Raw genomic sequence first — 19,344 nt, forward strand, 5'->3', positions numbered from 1 at the left:
CTTATTTGATCAGAATGATTGTAAGCATACATTCCTGTGTAGTTTCTGTATTCGCCCATTAGCAAGTCTTTTGCATCAGCATCTAATTCCATCGCGTCTACATTTTTTTTCATCGCTTCATCTGCAAGAGCGGCATCATTAGCAAGATCTTGCATATTGTTATAAGAATCATAAATAGCAAAAGTATAATCACCCGCAAAGGTATGTGCAAAAATAGCTGATTGTGTTATGGTTCTTTCTTTCGAATTAGATAGATTCATAAATTTTTCATGTAACTCTAAAAAAGTTTCAGAATTCTCTCTTGGAACCGTCACATAGGTAATGTTGACTATTTGAGCATTCACAAAAAGGCTAACTGTTAAAAATAATCCTGTAATAATTTGTTTCATAATCTTTGTTTTTAAGTTGATGGTTATAGATATTAGACACAATAAATAAACATAGTGACATGTTTAGTACATACGTACTATGATTTTTACCGAGCTAAATCCTATTTTATCGACCAAGATATACTTTTTATTTTATATTGCAATTAAAAATACAATAAAAAGCAATACGGCCTCTTAACGATTGGTCATCGCTCTATTTTGTTTGTAATATCTCAGCTTTTGAATAGTGATTATTTAAGCTTTGAGGGTTATTAAAATTAATTTTCGGATAATCTGTTTTGATTGACTTTTACTCTAAGTAGATAGAAATCAACGATATAATGACTAAATCATTATAAAATAGTAAAGAGAAATCAAACCAAATAACAAGGATTTAAACTTGCGGAGCAACCTTTGGAGCAACCGGTATTCTCGCTATATCTTAGCTTAGATTATTAAATTTAAGAAATATGTATAAGGTGTTAAGGTCAACAAAGTCGGCGGTTCGGTTTAGTTTAAAACATTCCAAGAAGCATTTGTCATCAAATTTGTATAAAGAAAGTTTAATTGTTTTATGGTTCATATTTGGAGGTGCAGACAAACGAGTTAGTTACTCCACAGCTTATACTGTTTCTTATTCAGATTGGAGGTAAATGGAAACTACCTATCACAAAGTAATACCAAATCAAGGCACACTTAAATTTGGAAAAATTCTTCAAATAGTTGATGGGATTTCAGGAAAAGTTCTTTCGGAACAATTAAAAAGTCTTGAAAGTGATGAACTGGTTGTAAGAAAGCAGTTTGAAGAAATCCCTCTAAGAGTGGAATATGCATTAACCGAAAGGTTGAAAGAACTGTAGGAAGTATTGAAGCCATAGAGAAATGGTCTACTACTGTAGGTAAATATAGAAATGGCTATATTATAAAGGTATCGACTAAAGGCTGCCCTTAGGAGCTCACAATCTTAAAAACCAAACTGCGCAAGTCTTAATTCTCTATATGTATTGGTATAATTTTTTATAGTAGTTTCTTTCAACTCTAATTTGATAGCATTCTTCCAAATTTTAGTGTTCTCAGATTCGTTAAAAGTTACATGATTCAATGTCCAAAGCTGCAGTTCATATATTATATTGTAGAGATCAATGCCCCTATCGGTTAAATAATATTCTTTGATTTTTTTATCGGTTTTGTTTCGCTCGAAATTAAGAACACCTAATGCAATTAGTTTTTTTAGTCTATCTATAAGTACATTTGATGAAATGTGCTCAGCAGACTCATTTAAAAATTGAGAAAACGTATTTTTATTTCTAAATAAGTCGCGAACAATAATCAATGACCACCTATCTCCTAACAAATCGAGAGATACTTTACAGGCACAAACTGACTCGTCTTGCTGGTAGATTATTTTTTTCATTTGAAATAAATAGGATATATTTTTCAAAAGTACAAAAAAATAAAGCATTACAGGAAACATTACATATGCTTTATATTTTATAGGAGTGTTAAAATATCTTTCAACTAATAATGTAATTCCCTTTTAATTATTTTTTTATCGTCTTTTTAAAAGAGTTCTATCTCGTAACTTTCCAGTCAATAATATGGTAATACTTATAGTACACTTCTAATTTAATTTCTGAATTTGGATTTGTGTTTAATGCAGTAAATTGGTCATGCCCGGTTCCCTGAATCTATTTTAGATTTATCTATCCTTACAAAGAAATAGCCTTCAGGTCATGAAGGCTATTTATTTCTACTTTACATTAAATTTATTTTTAAAAAAACCTATTTTTTATAGCTAAATACTTTTGTTTCTTCATTCATTGAACCAATCAAAGTTAAAATTTCATCGCTATGCCCTTCTATTGATGACCAGAATTTTTTATCATCATCAGACATAGACCCTCCTAAATTCGCTTCTTCATAAGCAGCAAAATCAGACCAAGAGTTAAAAACTTGATAGGTTTGAAAATCTGCTCCGGAGCCATAAAGGTGCTGCGACGCGAAATGAGCTTCTGCATGACCGGTTTCTTTTATGTTTTTAAGGCTACCATTTATTATACCCTCTTGAAATACTTTATTCATTCCCCATTTAACTTCATATGTACTAACAACAACAACTTTTTTTGTTGACCAATCCATATCTTCTATAGAGAACTGAAGCTTTTCTAAACCTATATTTTGTCTTATTTGATCAGAATGATTGTAAGCATACATTCCTGTGTAGTTTCTGTATTCGCCCATTAGCAAGTCTTTTGCATCAGCATCTAATTCCATCGCGTCTACATTTTTTTTCATCGCTTCATTTGCAAGGGCGGCGTCATTAGCAAGATCTTGCATATTGTTATAAGAATCATAAATAGCAAAAGTATAATCACCCGCAAAGGTATGTGCAAAAATAGCTGATTGTGTTATGGTTCTCTCTTTCGAATTAGATAGATTCATAAATTTTTCATGTAACTCTAAAAAAGTTTCAGAATTCTCTCTTGGAACCTTCACATAGGTAATGTTGACTATTTGAGCGTTCACAAAAAGACTAACTGTTAAAAATAATCCTGTAATAATTTGTTTCATAATCTCTGTTTTTAAGTTGATGGTTATAGATATTAGACGCAATAAATAAGCATAGTGACATATTTAGTGCATACGTACTATGATTTTTACCGAGCTACATCCTATTTTATCGACCAAGATACACTTTTTATTTTATATTGCAATTAAAAATATAATAAAAAGCAATACGGCCTCTTAACGATAGGTTATCGCTCTATTTTGTTTGTAATATCTCAGCTTTTGAATACAGAAAGTTTATTAGTAACAATATATAACCAGTTTCCCATTATCTTTTTATACTTCCCGAGCAACCTTTAGAGCAACTCTAAAAACCAAAAAACCCGTAAGTCATTGTTTATAAATGAGTTACGGGATAATTTTGTGGTACCTCCAGGGATCGAACCAGGGACACATGGATTTTCAGTCCATTGCTCTACCATCTGAGCTAAGGTACCTTTCTTAAGGCGCGTGCAAATATAGAATGATTTTTAATTGAATCAAAACAATTTTAAAAAAAAATCTATTCGTAACTTCGCCTCGTTAAACATAAATTATGATTCTAGCTATCGATGTTGGGAATACCAGAATTAAAGCCGCTGTATTTGAGGGTAGTAAGCGGTTAGAGACTTTTGTTATTGTAAAATTTGAACTTGAAAAAGGAATTCAAAAAATTTTAGAAACTCATAAAAAGATAACTGATTTAGTTGTTGCATCTGTTACGGATGTCGAAAAACAATCTTTCACAGTTTTTAAAAACACTCTAAATATTCATTTTGTTTCGCATAACGACGCATTTCCTTTCGATAATTGCTATGAAACACCTCAAACTTTAGGGATTGATAGAATGGTGCTTGCTGCAGGCGCAACGCTACAGTTTCCTAATCAAAATCGTTTGGTTATCGATGCCGGAACTTGTATAACGTATGATTTTATCGACAAAAATAACAAATATCTCGGCGGAGCGATTTCGCCCGGACTGCATTTGAGGTATGCAGCATTACATAATTTTACAGACAAACTCCCATTGTTAGAACTAGAAAATCCAAAACGTTTTATTGGAAAATCAACATCAGAATCAATCCATTCTGGAGTGGTAAATGGTTTGGTTTGTGAAATAGATGGTTTTATCAATCAATATAAGGAACAATATTCAAATTTTATAATAATTTTAACGGGCGGAGACACAGATTTTTTGGCTAACCAATTAAAAAATACCATATTTGCCAATTCAAATTTCCTTTTGGAAAGTTTGAACCAAACATTTCAATATAAAATTAAAAATGATTAAAAAAATTATAATAAGCGCTTGTTTACTTTTGTCATTAATGTCTTTTGCACAAGGAGGGAGTTCGTCACCATATTCGTTTTACGGAATTGGGGAAGTTAGGTTTAAAGGATCATTAGAAAATCGTTCTATGGGAGGGTTATCTATCGCGCCAGACAGTATTCACATTAATTTACAAAATCCGGCAGGGTATGCTAATTTAAAATTGACGTCTTTTACAATTGGAGGAAGTCGCAGTTCTACAAAATTAAAAACAGATGCCGAATCAGCAAGCGCGCAAAGAACAACATTAGATTATTTGGCTTTGGCTTTGCCTTTTGGAAAACTGGGAGTTGGTTTTGGATTAATTCCCTACTCTTCAGTGGGTTATAAAATAGAGTCTATAAGTACTGACAATAGTCAAAACAATAAACGGTTTAATGGTTCAGGCGGTGTAAACAAGGTTTTCTTGGGAATGGGATATAAATTAGCGCCCAACTTAAGCATTGGAGCTGATGCACATTATAATTTTGGAAAGATCGAAACCAATAGTCTTGAGTTTATGCCTTTTATTCCAATCGGTTCTCGTGAATTGAACACGTCAGATTTATCGGGTGTGAATTTTAATTTTGGAATGATGTATCAAACCAAAATTAGTAAAAAACTATCCCTTTTTAGTAGTTTAAACTTTTCGCCTGAGAGCACTTTGGCGTCTCAAAACACAAGGAACATTTCAACAGTAGTTTTAAACTCAAATATCGGTGTTCAAGTCGTTGACGAAATGGAGAATTTGAGCACTCCAACGGATTTAAAATTGCCAAGTAAATTGTCATTTGGTGCAGGAATAGGTGATTCTGGAAAATGGTTATTGGGAGCTGAAATCACTTCACAAAACAAAGGAAATTTAGCCAATTCGTATAACACAATCGATAATGTCGTTTACGAAAAATATTCAAAATATAGTATTGGGGGATATTACGTTCCAAATTCAAAATCATTTTCAAGTTATGCCAAAAGAATTACCTACAGAGCCGGACTTAAATATGAAAAAACAGGACTGGTAATTAACTCAAAGTCCATCAATGATATGGGATTGACACTTGGGGTAGGTTTGCCTATTACGGGTTCTTTTTCTAATGTGAATTTTGGATTAGAAATGGGAAAAAAGGGAACAAAAGCTGCCAATTTGATTCAAGAAAACTATATTAATTTAAACGTAAGCTTCTCCCTTAACGACAAATGGTTTGTAAAAACTAAATTTGACTAAAAGGCTAGCATTTATAATCACCCATAATTTTTTTCAGTTTAAAGGATGACTTTACTAAAAAAAAATAGAATTCTTCCAATTGTCACGGTAATTGCCGTGACACTGTTTTTTGGGTGTGAAAGTAATTTTAAAGAAGTACAAAAAATAAATTTCTCAGAGTTTGTTCCTACTGGTGACGCTGATGACATCAATCTAAAGTATACCGATTCGGGACGGATAAAAGCCATTTTAGTAAGCTCAAAAATGCTAGAATTTGGGAGTGTAGATTTTCCTTTTTCGGAATTTCCAAAAGGGATTGATGTTACTTTGTATGACAACAAAGGAAAAAAAACGTTCATTAAATCGGACTATGCAGTTTCTTATAAACTCACAAATAGTATTGATTTAAAAGGAAATGTGAAAATCACTTCTCAAGACGGACAAATTCTAGAAACCGAACAATTATATTTCGACCAAAAGAACGATTGGTTTTTTACCGAAAAAAACTTTAAATTTACGGACCCTAAAGGGGTTTCAAACGGACAAGGAATCGATTTCAGTAAAGATTTTAAAGTAATCAATTCTCAAAAAATAATAGGCGAAGTTGAAACCGTCGAATAAATCACATTAAAACCATGAAATCGCCACTAACATTAAGTTTGTTGCAAACAAACACCAATAAGTAAAAGGCGATACCATATATGACGCCTAAAAAATAAATTTTACATCTATGAAATACTTACAATACACACAATACATATACCTTGTAGCGGCAGTTTTATTTGCTCTTAAAACAGCAGAGATTTGGGATCAAGATAACGATCAGCACTTTCTTTTTCTGGGAATCACATTGCTTTCTGTCTTTATGTTTTTCTTTAGAAGAAGATTTTCAAAGAAATTTGAAGACAGAAATAACAAATCCTAATTATGGAGATTAGTATTATTATATTGTGTTTAATACTATCTGCGTTCTTCTCAGGAATGGAAATTGCGTTCATATCTTCCAATAAAATATATCTTGAAATTGAAAAAAAACAAGATGGTTTCCTTTCAAGCATTCTTACTAAACTTACCGAAAAACCTTCTAAATTTATCGCTGCTATGCTTATTGGAAACAATTTAGCACTAGTGATTTATGGTTTTTTTATGGGGGATTTGATAATGGGCTGGATTGAAACATTGGATTACCATTTCTCGGAGTTTTTGAGTTTATTTACTCAAACCCTCCTATCTACACTTATTGTTTTGGTAACGGCTGAGTTTTTGCCAAAAGTGTTTTTCCAAATTTATGCCAACTCACTTATCAAGTTTTTTGCAATACCAGCGTATGGTTTTTACTTGCTGTTTTATTTCATTTCCACTTTTTTCATCTGGATTTCGGATTTTATTCTAAAAAAATTCTTCAAAACCGAAGGGGATTACGTGCCGTTATATTTTAGTAAAGCAGAACTTGGCAATTATATAACCCAGCAAATGAGCACCGTGGAAGATCATGAAGAGATGGATTCCGAAATTCAAATGTTTCAAAACGCCTTAGACTTTTCGGGAGTGAAAGCTCGAGACATTATGAGTCCCAGAACCGAAATAGTTGCTATTGAACTATTTGATACCATGGATGAATTAAAAGAATTGTTTATTGAAACAGGTTATTCTAAAGTAGTAGTGTATCAAAACTCACTCGACGACATCATAGGTTATGTGCATTCATTTGATTTGTTCAAGAAACCCAAAAGCATCAAATCGATAGTTATTCCGGTCGAATTTGTTCCTGAAACCATATTTATAAAAGACGCGATGAATTTGCTGACTAAAAAGCGAAAAAGTGTTGCCGTCGTGATAGACGAATACGGAGGAACTTCTGGAATTATAACAATTGAAGATATTGTTGAAGAACTTTTTGGCGAAATTGAAGACGAACACGATTCAGACGAAGAATTGACCGAAAAAGAAATTGAAGATGGAGTTTATCTTTTTTCGGCCCGATTGGATGTTGAATATTTGAATCAAACCTATAAACTAAGTATTCCCGAAAGCGATTCATACGGAACTCTTGGTGGTTTTATAGTTGATTCAACTAAAGAATTTCCTCAAAAAGGCGATATAATAACCATTGGGATCTATCATTTTATAATCGAAGAAGCCACAAACAAGAAAATTGAATTGGTTAAAATGACGATAAAAGATTGATTTTTTTTCATAAATTAAATTTTCTTGTAAATTATAGCGCGACTAGTATAATTATTAATTAGATAATTGTATTTTCGCAAACTGAATATAAAAATTAACAACAATAAAAATGGCAGTTTTAGCAAAAATTAGACAACGTTCCGCTTTAATGATAGTAGTTATTGCATTTGCATTATTTGCATTTCTAGTACCAAGTCTTTTTGACAAAGGAAATTTTGGCAGCACTTCAAAAGATGTAGGAAGCATAAACGGAAAAAATATATCATTTGATGATTTTCGAGTAAAAGTAAGCAATGTTGAAAAAAGTGGTCAGGGAATCACTTCAACTGCGGCAGCTAACAGAGTTTGGGATCAAGAAGTTTCCATCGCTTTGCTAACAGCTCAATTCGAAAAACTAGGAATAAGAGTTGGCGAAAAAGCCATTATGGAAGTTTTGAAAGCAGATCCAAACATTGGTAAAAATCCAATTTTCTTGAACGCTGCTGGAGTTTTTGACGAAGCAAAATTCAAGGAATACTTCAAATCAAACCCACAACAAGCAGAGGGTTTAAAAGACAGAGAAAAAGATGCTGAGCTTAATGCAAAATATCAAATCTACAATAACTTGATAAAGGCGGGACTTTATACCACCGAAAGTGAAGGTAAATTTAAATATGAAATGGAAGCCAACAAAGCAAGTTTTTCTTATGTTGCCAGTTTGTATTCAACAATTAAGGACAGTGACGTTAAAGTTTCTGATGACGAGATTGTGACTTTCATGAAAATGAACGAGAAAAAATACAAAGCTGACGAAACTCGCGAAATCGAATATGTATTGATCGAAGACAAAGCTTCGGCAGAAGACGAAGTAGAATTAAAAACCAAAATAAATGCAGTCTTGTCGGGAAGAGTTGTTTACAACCAAGCCACAGCTAAAAACGATACTTTGCCAGGATTTAAAGACGCAAAGAACACAATAGAGTTTGTAAATTCAAATTCTGATGTTCCTTACGATTCTACTTATGTTGCCAAAAAAGATTTATCAGCAGTAGATGCAGATAAATTATACAATATGGCTCCTGGAGAAATTTATGGCCCTTATGTATTTGGAAGTTACTACTGCGTTTCGAAATCTATGGGAAGAAAAGTGGGTGTAAATGCAAAAGCAAGCCACATATTAATTAGTTACGAAGGAACCCAAGTTCCAAATCAAAAAGAAAAACGTACAAAAGAACAAGCAAAAGCAAAAGCAGAAGAAGTTTTAGCTCAAGTAAATGCTAATTCGGATAGTTTCTTGATGCTGGCGTTCACAAGTTCTGATGATTCATCAGCTCAACAAGGAGGTGATTTAGGTTATTTTGGACCAAACCAAATGGTGAAACCTTTTAATGATTTTGTTTTTAATAATGCTATTGGTAAAATTGGTTTAGTGGAAACCCCTTTTGGATACCATATTATCAAAGTAACAGATAAACAAGACGGAATACGTTTAGCAACTATCGCTCAAAAAATTCAAGCATCTGAAGCGACTTCAGATAAAATATTTGCACAGGCTACCAAATTTGAAATGGATGCAACCGACAAAGATTTCGCTCAAACTGCAAAAGAGATGAAACTTACAATTGCTCCTTCAGTTTCTGCGAAAGCTATGGATGAGTCTTTTGGATCTTTGGGTAACCAAAGAAATATTGTGAGATGGGCTTTTGAAGGTGGAACTGATGCTGGTGCCGTGAAAAGATTTGAAGTAGCTAATCTAGGTCACGTTATTGCTAAAGTAAAAAAAGTTAACAAAGAAGGATTAATGGCAGTAGATTTGGTTCGCCCTTATGTAGAACCAATTCTTAAAAACAAGAAAAAAGCAGAGTTGATTAAAGCGAAAATGACAGGAACTTCTTTAGAAGCAATTGCAAAATCCGCTGGTTCAACAGTACAACAAGCAACCGATGTTACTATGCAAAATCCAGTTTTAGCAGGTGGTGTAGGACAAGAACCTAAAGTAGTTGGTAATGCATTTGCATTGGAAGCCGGTAAAATTTCTGCTCCAATCGAAGGAAATACTGGAGTTTATGTGGTACAAAACACGAATACCGTGAAGGCCCCAATTTTAAAAGACCACACCGCTTATGTAACTCAACTAAAAGCACAAAGTGCTGGTGATGTTAATAGAGTGATTCCTGCATTAAAAGCAAATGCAGAAATTAAAGACAACAGAAAAGATTTTAATTACTAGATTAAAGTTTAGTCATAATAAAAATCCCGATTGCCAGGCAATCGGGATTTTGTGTTTTACAAAATCATTTCTTTATATGGAATAATTGTTCGAAACCCCTTTTTTTCGAAATATGCCGTTGGATTTTCTTTCGAAATCACCAACACAAAATCCCCACCCCAAGCGCCAAGACTTTTGACAACGCCATTAAAATCTGAAAACAAGGATTCTTTTACGGTGTGCATTTCTAGAATGTTGCTCATTTCGGCTTCATGTTTTTCTAACGCCAAGCCAAAATCATTGAGGCTTTTTGCGTTTAAAACAGCTAAAGTTATTTTATTGTTTTTAGTTATATCTTCCTCTAAATCTTTGTTTCTATTGTTATAATAAGATGCGATGGCAGTTTTACTACTTTGCTTTTTGTCTAAATAAACAAAATATAGATTTTCAGAAAATTTAGGATCAAAAGTTACTTTTTCGACTATTGGTTTTCCATTTTTCAAATGATACAAAATGGGGCTATTATTTTGAGCGCAGGCAATATCATATCCGCTGCCTCCAAAACTATTTTTAAGCAATGCAAAAGCATCAATTTGTAACCATTGCGCAATATTATTGATTAAAGTCGATGAGGTTCCCAATCCCCAATTCCTTGGAAATGTAAGTTGTGTCTTGACAGAACATCCATTGGATTGATTTAGGAAATCAGGGTTCAATAAAAACCCTTCGTGCAAGATTTCTAATAAGGTATTTCTTTTGGACGACGCTTCCTCGGAGATGTTTTTCTTTGAAATATCCTTAAAGGTTAAAGTATCTTCAAACCAAATACTTCCGTCCGAATCAAAACTCTGCCATTTAATTTCTTGATTATTCCCTTCTTCGGCAATCAGGTTTTGTCCATATTTTGTAGGCAACGCAAATGCTTTTGCGCCATCTAAGACCAAATATTCTCCTGTAATTAAAAGTTTTCCGTTACTGTAAAATTCTTTTTTCATAGTATTTGCCACTAAGGCACAAAGTCGCAAAGTTTTTCGAACGACTAATTATAAATCTGTTTTGATCCTTAGCATCAGTGTTAATTTGTGCCTAATTTCTAAATCGGTCTTCTTAAAATTTCGATATATTCAACAACGGCACTGTGAGAAACAACGTGATGTTTAAAATATTTCCGAATCAATAGGCGTTCGTCATCATTGGCTTCAAACTGGTTCAGGATATTGTTCAAATGCATTTTCATGTGTCCATCCTGAATTCCCGTAGTTGTCAATGATCTCAGCGCAGCAAAATTTTGAGCTAAACCGGCAACAGCAACAAACTGCATCAATTCCTTTGCAGAGGGATTTTCTAACATTTCCAAAGATAATTTTGCCAAAGGATGCAATGCCGTCAAACCGCCAACGGTTCCCAAAGCCAATGGAACTTCTAACCAAAAAGTAAATATTTCATTCTCGATTTTGGCATGTGACAAACTCGTATAACTGCCGTCTCGGGATGCATAAGCATGAATTCCGGCTTCTACAGCGCGAAAGTCATTCCCCGTAGCAAGCACAACAGCGTCGATTCCGTTCATAATTCCCTTGTTGTGGGTTACCGCTCGAAAAGGTTCTACTTCGGCGATTTGAACTGCTTGAAGGAACCGTTCTGCAAATGCTTTAGGATTGGGAATGTGTTTTTCCACAAGATCTTCAACTAAACAGGAAACCTCGGCACGAACGATGCAATTGGGTACATAATTCGAAAGAATACTCATCACGACTTCGACGTCTCTCTCGGTCTCGGAAAACAATTCATAAACTAAAGCTTCTTGCTTCAAGGTTTTGGCAAATTGCTCCAAACACGAATTGATAAAATTCGCACCCATGGAATCTTTAGTTTCAAAAGTGGTGTGGAGCTGAAAGTAATTCGGCAATAAATTAGTTTTGTCTTTTAATATAATATCTAAAATTCCGCCACCGCGTTTCCGCATATTTTTAGTAATGCTTTCCGTCTCGGCAAAAAACTTTGCTTTGGTTTGAGCAAAAAACAATTCGAGTTTTGATTCGTCTCCTTTGAAAATAAAGTGGACTTGTCCAATTTTTTCGGTATTGATAACAGTGGCTTTGAATCCGCCGCGAGTAGACCAGAATTTGGCTGCTTTTGACGCCGCTGCAACTACTGAACTTTCTTCAATAGCCATGGGAATACTACTAAATTTTCCGTTAATCAGGAAATTCGGAGCGACTCCAAGGGGAATATAGAAATTGCTTATCGTGTTTTCGATAAATTCATCGTGTAGTTTTTGTATCTTTTCATTTGAGTTCCAATAGTTTTTTAACAATTCAACCGCTTTTTGAGGAGGAGTAAAATATTCCTTGGCTAACCAGTTTATTTTTTCTTCTTTGGACAATTTTGAAAACCCAGCAATGGTCTCATTCATTTTCAATTGATTATGGGATGTTTTTGCAAATATACAGATTTTGCTCTTTTGTTTGTCAATGAGCTATCTTCAATAAATGGAGAACCGTAATATTATCTTTAACATTTAACACATGAAATGTGAAATAATTACAAAATTTTCACTAAAATTGATGGTTTTTATATTTAATCAATTTTTATGCGTACAAATAAAATTACCTTCCTGTTTTTATTGTCTTTTTTCTGCACTTTTGGTCAACAAAATATTACCGTTGAAGCCATTTATACTGGTGTTTTTCGCGCCAAAGGGATGGACGAATTACAGTCAATGAAAAACACCAATCAATATACAGTCTTAAATTTTGATGAAACGGCAAGAAGCATGCAAATTAATTTATTTGATTTTGCAACCTTAAAAAAAGTTTCAACTTTAATCGATACCAGAAATCAGTCTAAATTATTGGGTGGAATCGATAGTTATTCTTTCAATTCAAACGAGAATATGATTCTGGTTGCCAATAACACCAATCAAATTTTCCGTCATTCCTTCACTGCGGATTATTTTCTATACAATCTTGAAACCAAGGAATTGATTAAAATCTTGGAACAAGTGCAAGAACCCACCTTTTCTCCCGATGGCAAAAAAATCGCTTATGCCAAGGAAAACAATCTTTTTATCTATGATGTAGCATCTAAAACAAATAGCCAAATAACTGCTGACGGCAATAAAAATTCCATTATAAATGGTATTACGGATTGGGTTTATGAGGAAGAATTTGCTTTTGTGAGAGCATTTGACTGGAGTAAGGACAGCAAAAAAATTGCCTATATTCGTTTTAATGAAAGCCAGGTTCCCGAGTTTTCGATGTCTGTTTTTCATAAAGATTTATATCCAACAATCGAAACTTTCAAATATCCAAAAGCGGGTGAAAAGAATTCATTAGTTTCTTTGCATTTATACAATGTTGATTCAAAATCCACAAAAAATGTTAACTTGAGGCAATACAATGATTTTTATATTCCAAGAATTGAATGGACAAATGACGCCAATATTTTATCAGTAAAAGTATTGAATCGCCATCAGGACAATCTAGATTTATTGTTTGTAGATGGAACAACCGCAGCTACAAAATTCATTCTCAACGAAAAAGACAAATCTTATATTGATTATGTCGACACGGATAATTTGACTTTTTTGAAAGACAATAGTTTTATTTGGACATCAGAAAAGGATGGCTACAATCACATTTATCTTTATGATAAAACAGGAAAATTGAGAAATCAGGTTACCAATGGTAATTGGGAAGTGACTAAATATTATGGTTTTGATGAGAAAACAAACACTGTTTTTTATCAATCTGTAGAAAACGGATCTATTAATAGAGATGTATACAGAATCAACATCAACGGGAAAAACAAACTGAGATTATCTCAAAATGTTGGGACAACGGCGGCTACTTTCAGTCCTAATTTTCAATATTATATCAGCACTTTTTCAAATGTTAATCAGCCAACTATTTATGCTTTGAATGAGTCAACTGCAGGAAAGCAAATCCAAGTTATTGAAAACAATGAAGCATTGGCAACAAAGCTAAAACTCTATAATTTACCAGCAAAAGAATTTTTCGTCCTTAAAACGGAGAAAGGGAATGAGTTAAATGCCTGGATTATTAAGCCTAAAGATTTCGATGCCAAGAAAAAATATCCCGTTTTTATGTATCAATATTCTGGTCCAGGTTCGCAACAAGTGAATAACGAATGGAATTCCTCAGACGATTATTGGTTTATGATGCTAGCGCAACAAGGCTATATTATTGCTTGTGTTGATGGTCGCGGAACAGGTTTCAAAGGGGCCGACTTTAAAAAAGTAACCTATAAGCAACTAGGAAAATACGAAGTCGAAGACCAGATTGATGCGGCAAAAGTGATTGGAAATTATACGTATGTCGATAAATCCAGAATAGGAATTTGGGGTTGGTCCTACGGGGGGTTTATGTCGAGTAATTGTATTTTAAAAGGAAACGACATTTTCAAGATGGCAATTGCTGTTGCACCGGTAACAAACTGGCGATTCTATGATAGCATTTACACCGAAAGATACATGCAAACGCCTCAAGAAAACTCAGCTGGTTATGATGACAATTCGCCTATAAATTTCGTTGATAAACTCAAGGGAAAATTTCTTTTGATTCACGGCTCGGGAGACGACAATGTTCATGTACAAAATTCGATGCAAATGATGGAATCCTTGATTCAGGCCAATAAACAATTTGATTCGCAGATTTATCCCGATAATAATCACGGAATTTATGGAGGAAAAACTAGAATTCAATTGTTCACAAAAATGACTAATTTTATCAATACTAATTTATAATATGACAAATACCACACTTCCACAGAAAGAATTTTTAGGACATCCAAGAGCGCTTTTTATCTTATTTTTCACAGAAATGTGGGAACGGTTTTCGTTTTATGGAATGAAGGCATTATTGATTTTTTATTTAACAAAATATTACTTATTCTCCGATGATGCCGGAAATTTACTTATAGGTAGTTATGCGGCATTAGTTTATGCAATGCCTGTAGTAGGTGGTTTTATAGCGGATAGGTATTTAGGATTTAGAAAAGCAATTGTTTTTGGAGGAATATTGTTGGTTCTTGGGCATCTTGGAATGGCGTATGAAGGAAATGCAACAACGAAATCTTTAACAGGTGAAATTATTAGAGATGATTTTGCACTACAAATATTTTATTTGTCGTTAGCATTCATAGTTATGGGAGTTGGTTTTTTGAAAGCAAATATTTCATCCCTTGTTGGGGAACTATATGCCGAAGGAGATAAACGGAGAGATTCTGGATTCACCATTTTTTATATGGGAATAAATTTGGGTTCCTTTTTAGCAACATTAATATGCGTTTGGCTTGGCGAAGCTTATGGCTGGAGCTATGGTTTTGCAGCAGCGGGAATCGGAATGCTTTTTGGATTAATCACCTTTATTTCAGGAAGAAAATTATTGATGGGGAAAGGGGAATCTAATGTTCCTGAATTTCTTGTAAAAGGGACTTTTGGAATAAAAAACGAATGGCTAATTTATGCAGGGAGTGTGCTTTCGATTGCATTGGTTTGGCAAATGGTTCAAAGACATAGTGTAGTTCAAAACGCCTTGATTATATCTGGCGCAATTTCATTTGTTTACATTCTTTATTATGCCATTACACAATTAGAAAAAGTAGCAAGAGAGCGATTATTGGCTCTCACCATTTTAATAGTTTTTACTGTTGTTTTTTGGGCGTTATTTGAACAAGCCTATACCTCGCTGAACCTTTTTGCTGATAGAATTTTAGATAGAGGCGCAATTCCTGCGGGTAATTTTTTAAGCTTAAACGCTTTGTTTATTGTACTGTTGGCTCCTGTTTTTGCCTGGCTTTGGGTGAAACTAGGAAAATATAATCCCAATACCGCGGTCAAATTTGCAATAGCATTAATTCTTGTTGGACTAGGTTTTGGCTCATTGGTTTTTGGAATAAACATTTCTGAAATGGGCAAAGTAGGTATGTTTTGGCTGGTATTAACTTATTTTCTTCATACTTGTGCCGAACTCTGTTTGTCGCCAGTTGGGCTATCTGCAGTTACTAAATTATCGCCAGTTAAAATTGTTGGTTTTATGATGGGAGTTTGGTTTTTGGCAACAGCAAGTTCTGAATTTATTGCCTCAATATTAGCCAATATTGCTTCTGTTGATACTACAGATGGAACAGCGCCAGATTTGAATTTGGCAAAACAAAGTTATCTTAAACTTTTTGAATATTTATTTTATACAGGAATAGGTTTTGGAATACTACTTTTGGCGTTTTCGCCAGTAATTAATCGATTAATGCACGGAGTTGATAAAGAATTAAATAATTAATACTATGAATCAAAATACAACAGAACAGTTTTTTAAAAATCCAGTTTTAGGGCATCCAGCAGGATTATTTGTCTTATTTTTTACTGAAATGTGGGAGCGATTTTCCTTCTATGGAATGCGTTCCTTACTTATTCTTTTCTTGACAACCTCGACAATTAATGGAGGTTGGGAATGGACACGCGAAAATGCATCAGCACTTTTTGGGTCTTATGTAGGACTTGTTTATTTGTCTACAATGCTTGGGGGCTATTTTGCCGACAAAATTATTGGTTTTAGATGGGCTGTCGTTCTTGGAGCGTGCTTGATGACTTTGGGACACGCATCTATGGCGGTTGAAACTCAATTTTCTATTTATTTGGGGTTAGTTTTATTGGTTTTTGGAAACGGATTTTTCAAACCCAATATGACTTCCATCATTTCCGAAATGTATAAGGATCGACCTGAAAAAAAAGATGGAGCTTATACTTTGTTTTATATGGGCGTTAACGCTGGTGCTTTCTTTGGGATATTACTTTGTGGTTATTTAGGCGAAAAAGTGGGCTGGAGTTATGGTTTTGGTTTGGCTGGAATTTTTATGTTCTTCGGAATGTTGCAATTTTGGTTGTCCCAAAATATATTTGGAGACATTGGTTTAAAACCAAGCAAAGAAAGCAAAGCGATAGCCGAAGCTTTAGACACCGACAAAAGAAACCCGTTTACCCCAATACAATTAGGAGTTATTGCCATAACCGCTACATTGGGATTGCTTTGGATTTTGAACGATCCCGCTTCAAAAATTTCAGGAGGGAAAATAAATATTTTTGGTTTTCTTGGCGAAAACGGAAACTCGATTGCCATCATTACGGCTTTAGTTTTGTTTGTCATTTTACTAGTCTATCGTTTTACACAATATTCCCAAATTACAAAAGAAAAATTAATTGCAGTGACCTTCTTTGCTTTTCTAACCATTTTCTTTTGGGCAATATTCGAACAATCTCCAAACAGTTTAACCATATTTGCTAGTGATTATACAAATAGAGTCTTGGAAGGTAATTGGAGTGTGACATTTTTAATTATAAATTCTTTGATTACAATCTTGCCATTAGCAATAATAACATGGGTTTTGTCGCTTTTGTTTAAGCAAACATTTGAGAAATACACTTTGGCATCTGTTATTTTAAGCGCCAGTTTTGTCATTGTTTGGATAATTGCCCTTTGGATGTTAGCTAAAGATTATTATACGGCTGGTTATTTATCATTATCAGACGGGACTTTAGAGTTTTTGAAAATCGATAAAGTAACCGTGCCATTAACAGAAGTTCCAGCTACTTGGTTTTCGACATTGAATTCATTATTCATTATTTCGCTTGCACCTTTATTTTCTAAATGGTGGGAAAGTAAATACAATCCATCTGCAAATTTAAAATACGGCATTGGGATGTCCTTACTAGCTCTAGGAATGGCTTGCGTTGCTTTTGGTGCCAACGGAATAGAACCAGGAGCAAAAACCGCTTCGGTAAGTATGATTTGGCTAATCTTAGTTTACCTTTTTCACACTATGGCCGAATTGTGTATTTCGCCAGTAGGATTGTCTTATGTGAGTAAATTGGTTCCTGCCAGAATGATTGCATTTATGTTTGGAGTTTGGTATCTTGCAGTTGCAATTGGAATGAAAGGCGCCGGAATGTTTGGAGAAAACATCGATAAAATCGCTAATGAACACGGATTGAGTTACTTCTTTTGGATGCTGACCCTAATTTCAATAGCCGTTGCAGTATTTTCGGTTGTCATGTCGCCGGTCATCAAAAAATTAATGCACGGCGTAAGATAGCCAACATTATTTGGTATTATTTTTGTTTAAGTTTGTAAAAAATTAAAAAATGAAGAAGACATATATAATAATAGCGTTCGTTTTGGGCTCTTTTGCAGTTCAAGCCCAGGAACTCGTTTGGCAAACCAATATCAATAAAGCAATGGAAATTTCCAATAAAACCAAAAAGCCGATGTTGTTGTTTTTTACCGGAAGTGATTGGTGTGGCTGGTGTATTCGTTTGCAAAAAGAAGTTTTAAAAACGCCTGAATTTGCTGTTTGGGCAAAGAAAAACGTGGTTTTGGTGGAACTTGATTTTCCTAGAAGAACACCTCAATCCGAGGATATTAAAACGCAAAATGCAGTGTTACAACAGGCTTTCGGAATTCAAGGATTCCCTACTGTTTGGTTTGCTACTGCTAAACCGAAAGAAGGAAAACCTAGTTTTACAGGAATTGGCAATACGGGCTATGTTGCAGGAGGCCCTTCAGCTTGGCTTGCAGTAGCAGAGGGAATCCTTAAAAATAAATAAATTATTCCAACCTATAGAATCCCTTTTCACCAGTAGCGTGAAAAGGGATTTTCTCTTTTATACAAGTCGCTTTCCACAGCTCTATATAAGTTCGATAATTAGAAGCATCGGCAACAATCAATTTAGGCTTAGAGTTCTCGAAAAAACTGTAAATAAGTTCAATCACCGTTATTACGCGAATCAAAAAGTAAGAAGAGGTCTAGGTTTCGATAAGCCAGAATTAAACCCAAGTGTAAATGCAACTTGCGGTTGTGTTTCTGATGAAAGTTTTGAGCATTCTGGGTTTACAGGTACATATACTTGGGCAGATCCTAAAAGCGGAATTGTATATGTTTTTCTGTCAAATAGAGTATATCCGTATGCCAGTAATAGAGGTTTAATAAATAGTAATGTTCGTACAAAGATTCAACAAACAATACAAGATGCAATTATAAATTAGAAGCTATTTCCTGCTTTCACTACTCGCTTTTTTTATTCCAAAAAGGGAATAAAAAAGAGCTAAAACAGACTGTTCAATCAGGGCTAAGTCTATTTGCAAGCTTTTTTAAATACTCCTCATTTTCAGTATTTGTTGGCGAAAAATTCGAATAGATTAAAATTAGTAAAAGAGAAATTATTAAATAATAAATTGCAATTTTCCAATCGATAAACAACCCAATAATACAAGTTTGTAAACCATAAAAAACAGGAAAAGTAAGTACGTTTATTGCAAATCTAAACGTGTCTACAAATTCAACTTCGTTAATTTTTTTAGCAATTTTTTTCCAAATTAACATAGGGAAGAAACTGTTTAAAAGAATGATGTAATATAAAGATTTTAAAAAGTTAGTTTTTCTTCTATTTTTGGCAGTAAAGTTGTTTTCTGTAATCATTTTGTTTACCAAATCGACATTCGTAAAATCGACATTTAAACTGTTT

The 19,344-nt window shown here is 33.9% G+C and carries 16 protein-coding genes, 1 tRNA gene and 2 pseudogenes; 12 read left to right on the forward strand and 7 right to left on the reverse strand.

The window, feature by feature from the left end; genetic code table 11:
• On the reverse strand, positions 1-389 hold a 389-nt coding region (locus tag AABM59_RS09990), incomplete at its 3' end, for a hypothetical protein (RefSeq protein WP_338408824.1).
• A 632-nt stretch (positions 390-1,021) separates the two neighbouring features.
• On the opposite strand from AABM59_RS09990, the gene AABM59_RS09995 reads away from it, so the two are divergent.
• Positions 1,022-1,228 carry a helix-turn-helix domain-containing protein gene (locus tag AABM59_RS09995; protein WP_338408825.1) on the forward strand — a complete coding sequence of 69 codons (207 nt, stop codon included), beginning with the start codon at positions 1,022-1,024 and terminating at the stop codon, positions 1,226-1,228.
• Positions 1,229-1,332: 104 nt separating this feature from the next.
• Here AABM59_RS09995 and AABM59_RS10000 read toward each other — a convergent pair whose 3' ends face one another.
• From AABM59_RS10000 to AABM59_RS10010, 3 genes are all read right to left on the reverse strand, one after another.
• Positions 1,333-1,782 (reverse strand): helix-turn-helix domain-containing protein, encoded by a 450-nt coding sequence (locus tag AABM59_RS10000; RefSeq protein ID WP_338408826.1) that lies wholly within the window; start codon positions 1,780-1,782, stop codon positions 1,333-1,335.
• Positions 1,783-2,150: 368 nt separating this feature from the next.
• On the reverse strand, positions 2,151-2,939 hold the full coding sequence (locus tag AABM59_RS10005; RefSeq protein ID WP_338408827.1) for a hypothetical protein: 789 nt from the start codon (positions 2,937-2,939) through the stop codon (positions 2,151-2,153).
• A gap of 361 nt (positions 2,940-3,300) precedes the next feature.
• A tRNA-Phe gene (locus AABM59_RS10010) sits at positions 3,301-3,373 on the reverse strand.
• A gap of 98 nt (positions 3,374-3,471) precedes the next feature.
• Between AABM59_RS10010 and AABM59_RS10015 the strand changes: the two genes are divergently transcribed.
• The 6 genes from AABM59_RS10015 to AABM59_RS10040 all read left to right on the forward strand — a co-directional run bounded on the left by AABM59_RS10015 (position 3,472) and on the right by AABM59_RS10040 (position 9,824).
• Entirely contained in the window at positions 3,472-4,206 is a 735-nt protein-coding gene (locus AABM59_RS10015; RefSeq protein WP_338408828.1) for a type III pantothenate kinase, read from the forward strand.
• Positions 4,199-5,449 (forward strand): hypothetical protein, encoded by a 1,251-nt coding sequence (locus AABM59_RS10020; protein ID WP_338408829.1) that lies wholly within the window; start codon positions 4,199-4,201, stop codon positions 5,447-5,449. The genes AABM59_RS10015 and AABM59_RS10020 overlap by 8 nt, the downstream gene beginning before the upstream one ends.
• Positions 5,450-5,494: 45 nt before the next feature.
• Entirely contained in the window at positions 5,495-6,049 is a 555-nt protein-coding gene (gene lptC / locus AABM59_RS10025) for an LPS export ABC transporter periplasmic protein LptC (RefSeq protein WP_338408830.1), read from the forward strand.
• A 109-nt stretch (positions 6,050-6,158) separates the two neighbouring features.
• On the forward strand, positions 6,159-6,353 hold the full coding sequence (locus AABM59_RS10030; protein WP_338408831.1) for an LPXTG cell wall anchor domain-containing protein: 195 nt from the start codon (positions 6,159-6,161) through the stop codon (positions 6,351-6,353).
• Between the two features lie 2 nt (positions 6,354-6,355).
• On the forward strand, positions 6,356-7,615 hold the full coding sequence (locus AABM59_RS10035; RefSeq protein ID WP_338408832.1) for a hemolysin family protein: 1,260 nt from the start codon (positions 6,356-6,358) through the stop codon (positions 7,613-7,615).
• A gap of 109 nt (positions 7,616-7,724) precedes the next feature.
• Entirely contained in the window at positions 7,725-9,824 is a 2,100-nt protein-coding gene (locus AABM59_RS10040; RefSeq protein WP_338408833.1) for a peptidylprolyl isomerase, read from the forward strand.
• A gap of 56 nt (positions 9,825-9,880) precedes the next feature.
• Here the strand turns inward: AABM59_RS10040 and AABM59_RS10045 are convergent, their stop codons facing one another.
• Both AABM59_RS10045 and AABM59_RS10050 read right to left on the reverse strand, forming a co-directional pair.
• Positions 9,881-10,798 (reverse strand): GYDIA family GHMP kinase, encoded by a 918-nt coding sequence (locus tag AABM59_RS10045; protein ID WP_338408834.1) that lies wholly within the window; start codon positions 10,796-10,798, stop codon positions 9,881-9,883.
• Positions 10,799-10,896: 98 nt separating this feature from the next.
• On the reverse strand, positions 10,897-12,252 hold the full coding sequence (locus AABM59_RS10050; RefSeq protein WP_338408839.1) for a hydroxymethylglutaryl-CoA reductase, degradative: 1,356 nt from the start codon (positions 12,250-12,252) through the stop codon (positions 10,897-10,899).
• A gap of 144 nt (positions 12,253-12,396) precedes the next feature.
• Between AABM59_RS10050 and AABM59_RS10055 the strand changes: the two genes are divergently transcribed.
• The 5 genes and pseudogenes from AABM59_RS10055 to AABM59_RS10075 all read left to right on the forward strand — a co-directional run.
• Entirely contained in the window at positions 12,397-14,571 is a 2,175-nt protein-coding gene (locus tag AABM59_RS10055) for a S9 family peptidase (protein ID WP_338408835.1), read from the forward strand.
• A gap of 1 nt (position 14,572) precedes the next feature.
• A complete protein-coding gene (locus AABM59_RS10060) occupies positions 14,573-16,105 on the forward strand; it encodes an oligopeptide:H+ symporter (protein WP_338408836.1) in 1,533 nt (510 codons plus the stop codon).
• Positions 16,106-16,109: 4 nt separating this feature from the next.
• On the forward strand, positions 16,110-17,915 hold the full coding sequence (locus tag AABM59_RS10065; protein ID WP_338408837.1) for a peptide MFS transporter: 1,806 nt from the start codon (positions 16,110-16,112) through the stop codon (positions 17,913-17,915).
• A 49-nt stretch (positions 17,916-17,964) separates the two neighbouring features.
• On the forward strand, positions 17,965-18,426 hold the full coding sequence (locus AABM59_RS10070) for a thioredoxin family protein (RefSeq protein ID WP_338408838.1): 462 nt from the start codon (positions 17,965-17,967) through the stop codon (positions 18,424-18,426).
• A 142-nt stretch (positions 18,427-18,568) separates the two neighbouring features.
• A pseudogene (locus AABM59_RS10075) lies at positions 18,569-18,865 on the forward strand (serine hydrolase); the annotation flags it as partial.
• A gap of 73 nt (positions 18,866-18,938) precedes the next feature.
• Here the strand turns inward: AABM59_RS10075 and AABM59_RS10080 are convergent.
• Positions 18,939-19,344 (reverse strand): annotated as a pseudogene (locus AABM59_RS10080) (acyltransferase); the annotation flags it as partial.

Source organism: uncultured Flavobacterium sp., from assembly GCF_963925185.1.
GTDB lineage: Bacteria > Bacteroidota > Bacteroidia > Flavobacteriales > Flavobacteriaceae > Flavobacterium.

What these genes read in the sequence shown, in the direction of transcription:
- AABM59_RS09995 (WP_338408825.1), top strand. Translation starts at nt 1,022, where the DNA reads ATGGAAACTACCTATCACAAAGTAATACCAAATCAAGGCACACTTAAA.
- AABM59_RS10000 (WP_338408826.1), bottom strand. Translation starts at nt 1,782, where the DNA reads ATGAAAAAAATAATCTACCAGCAAGACGAGTCAGTTTGTGCCTGTAAA.
- AABM59_RS10005 (WP_338408827.1), bottom strand. Translation starts at nt 2,939, where the DNA reads ATGAAACAAATTATTACAGGATTATTTTTAACAGTTAGTCTTTTTGTG.
- AABM59_RS10015 (WP_338408828.1), top strand. Translation starts at nt 3,472, where the DNA reads ATGATTCTAGCTATCGATGTTGGGAATACCAGAATTAAAGCCGCTGTA.
- AABM59_RS10020 (WP_338408829.1), top strand. Translation starts at nt 4,199, where the DNA reads ATGATTAAAAAAATTATAATAAGCGCTTGTTTACTTTTGTCATTAATG.
- lptC (WP_338408830.1), top strand. Translation starts at nt 5,495, where the DNA reads ATGACTTTACTAAAAAAAAATAGAATTCTTCCAATTGTCACGGTAATT.
- AABM59_RS10030 (WP_338408831.1), top strand. Translation starts at nt 6,159, where the DNA reads ATGAAATACTTACAATACACACAATACATATACCTTGTAGCGGCAGTT.
- AABM59_RS10035 (WP_338408832.1), top strand. Translation starts at nt 6,356, where the DNA reads ATGGAGATTAGTATTATTATATTGTGTTTAATACTATCTGCGTTCTTC.
- AABM59_RS10040 (WP_338408833.1), top strand. Translation starts at nt 7,725, where the DNA reads ATGGCAGTTTTAGCAAAAATTAGACAACGTTCCGCTTTAATGATAGTA.
- AABM59_RS10045 (WP_338408834.1), bottom strand. Translation starts at nt 10,798, where the DNA reads ATGAAAAAAGAATTTTACAGTAACGGAAAACTTTTAATTACAGGAGAA.
- AABM59_RS10055 (WP_338408835.1), top strand. Translation starts at nt 12,397, where the DNA reads ATGCGTACAAATAAAATTACCTTCCTGTTTTTATTGTCTTTTTTCTGC.
- AABM59_RS10060 (WP_338408836.1), top strand. Translation starts at nt 14,573, where the DNA reads ATGACAAATACCACACTTCCACAGAAAGAATTTTTAGGACATCCAAGA.
- AABM59_RS10065 (WP_338408837.1), top strand. Translation starts at nt 16,110, where the DNA reads ATGAATCAAAATACAACAGAACAGTTTTTTAAAAATCCAGTTTTAGGG.
- AABM59_RS10070 (WP_338408838.1), top strand. Translation starts at nt 17,965, where the DNA reads ATGAAGAAGACATATATAATAATAGCGTTCGTTTTGGGCTCTTTTGCA.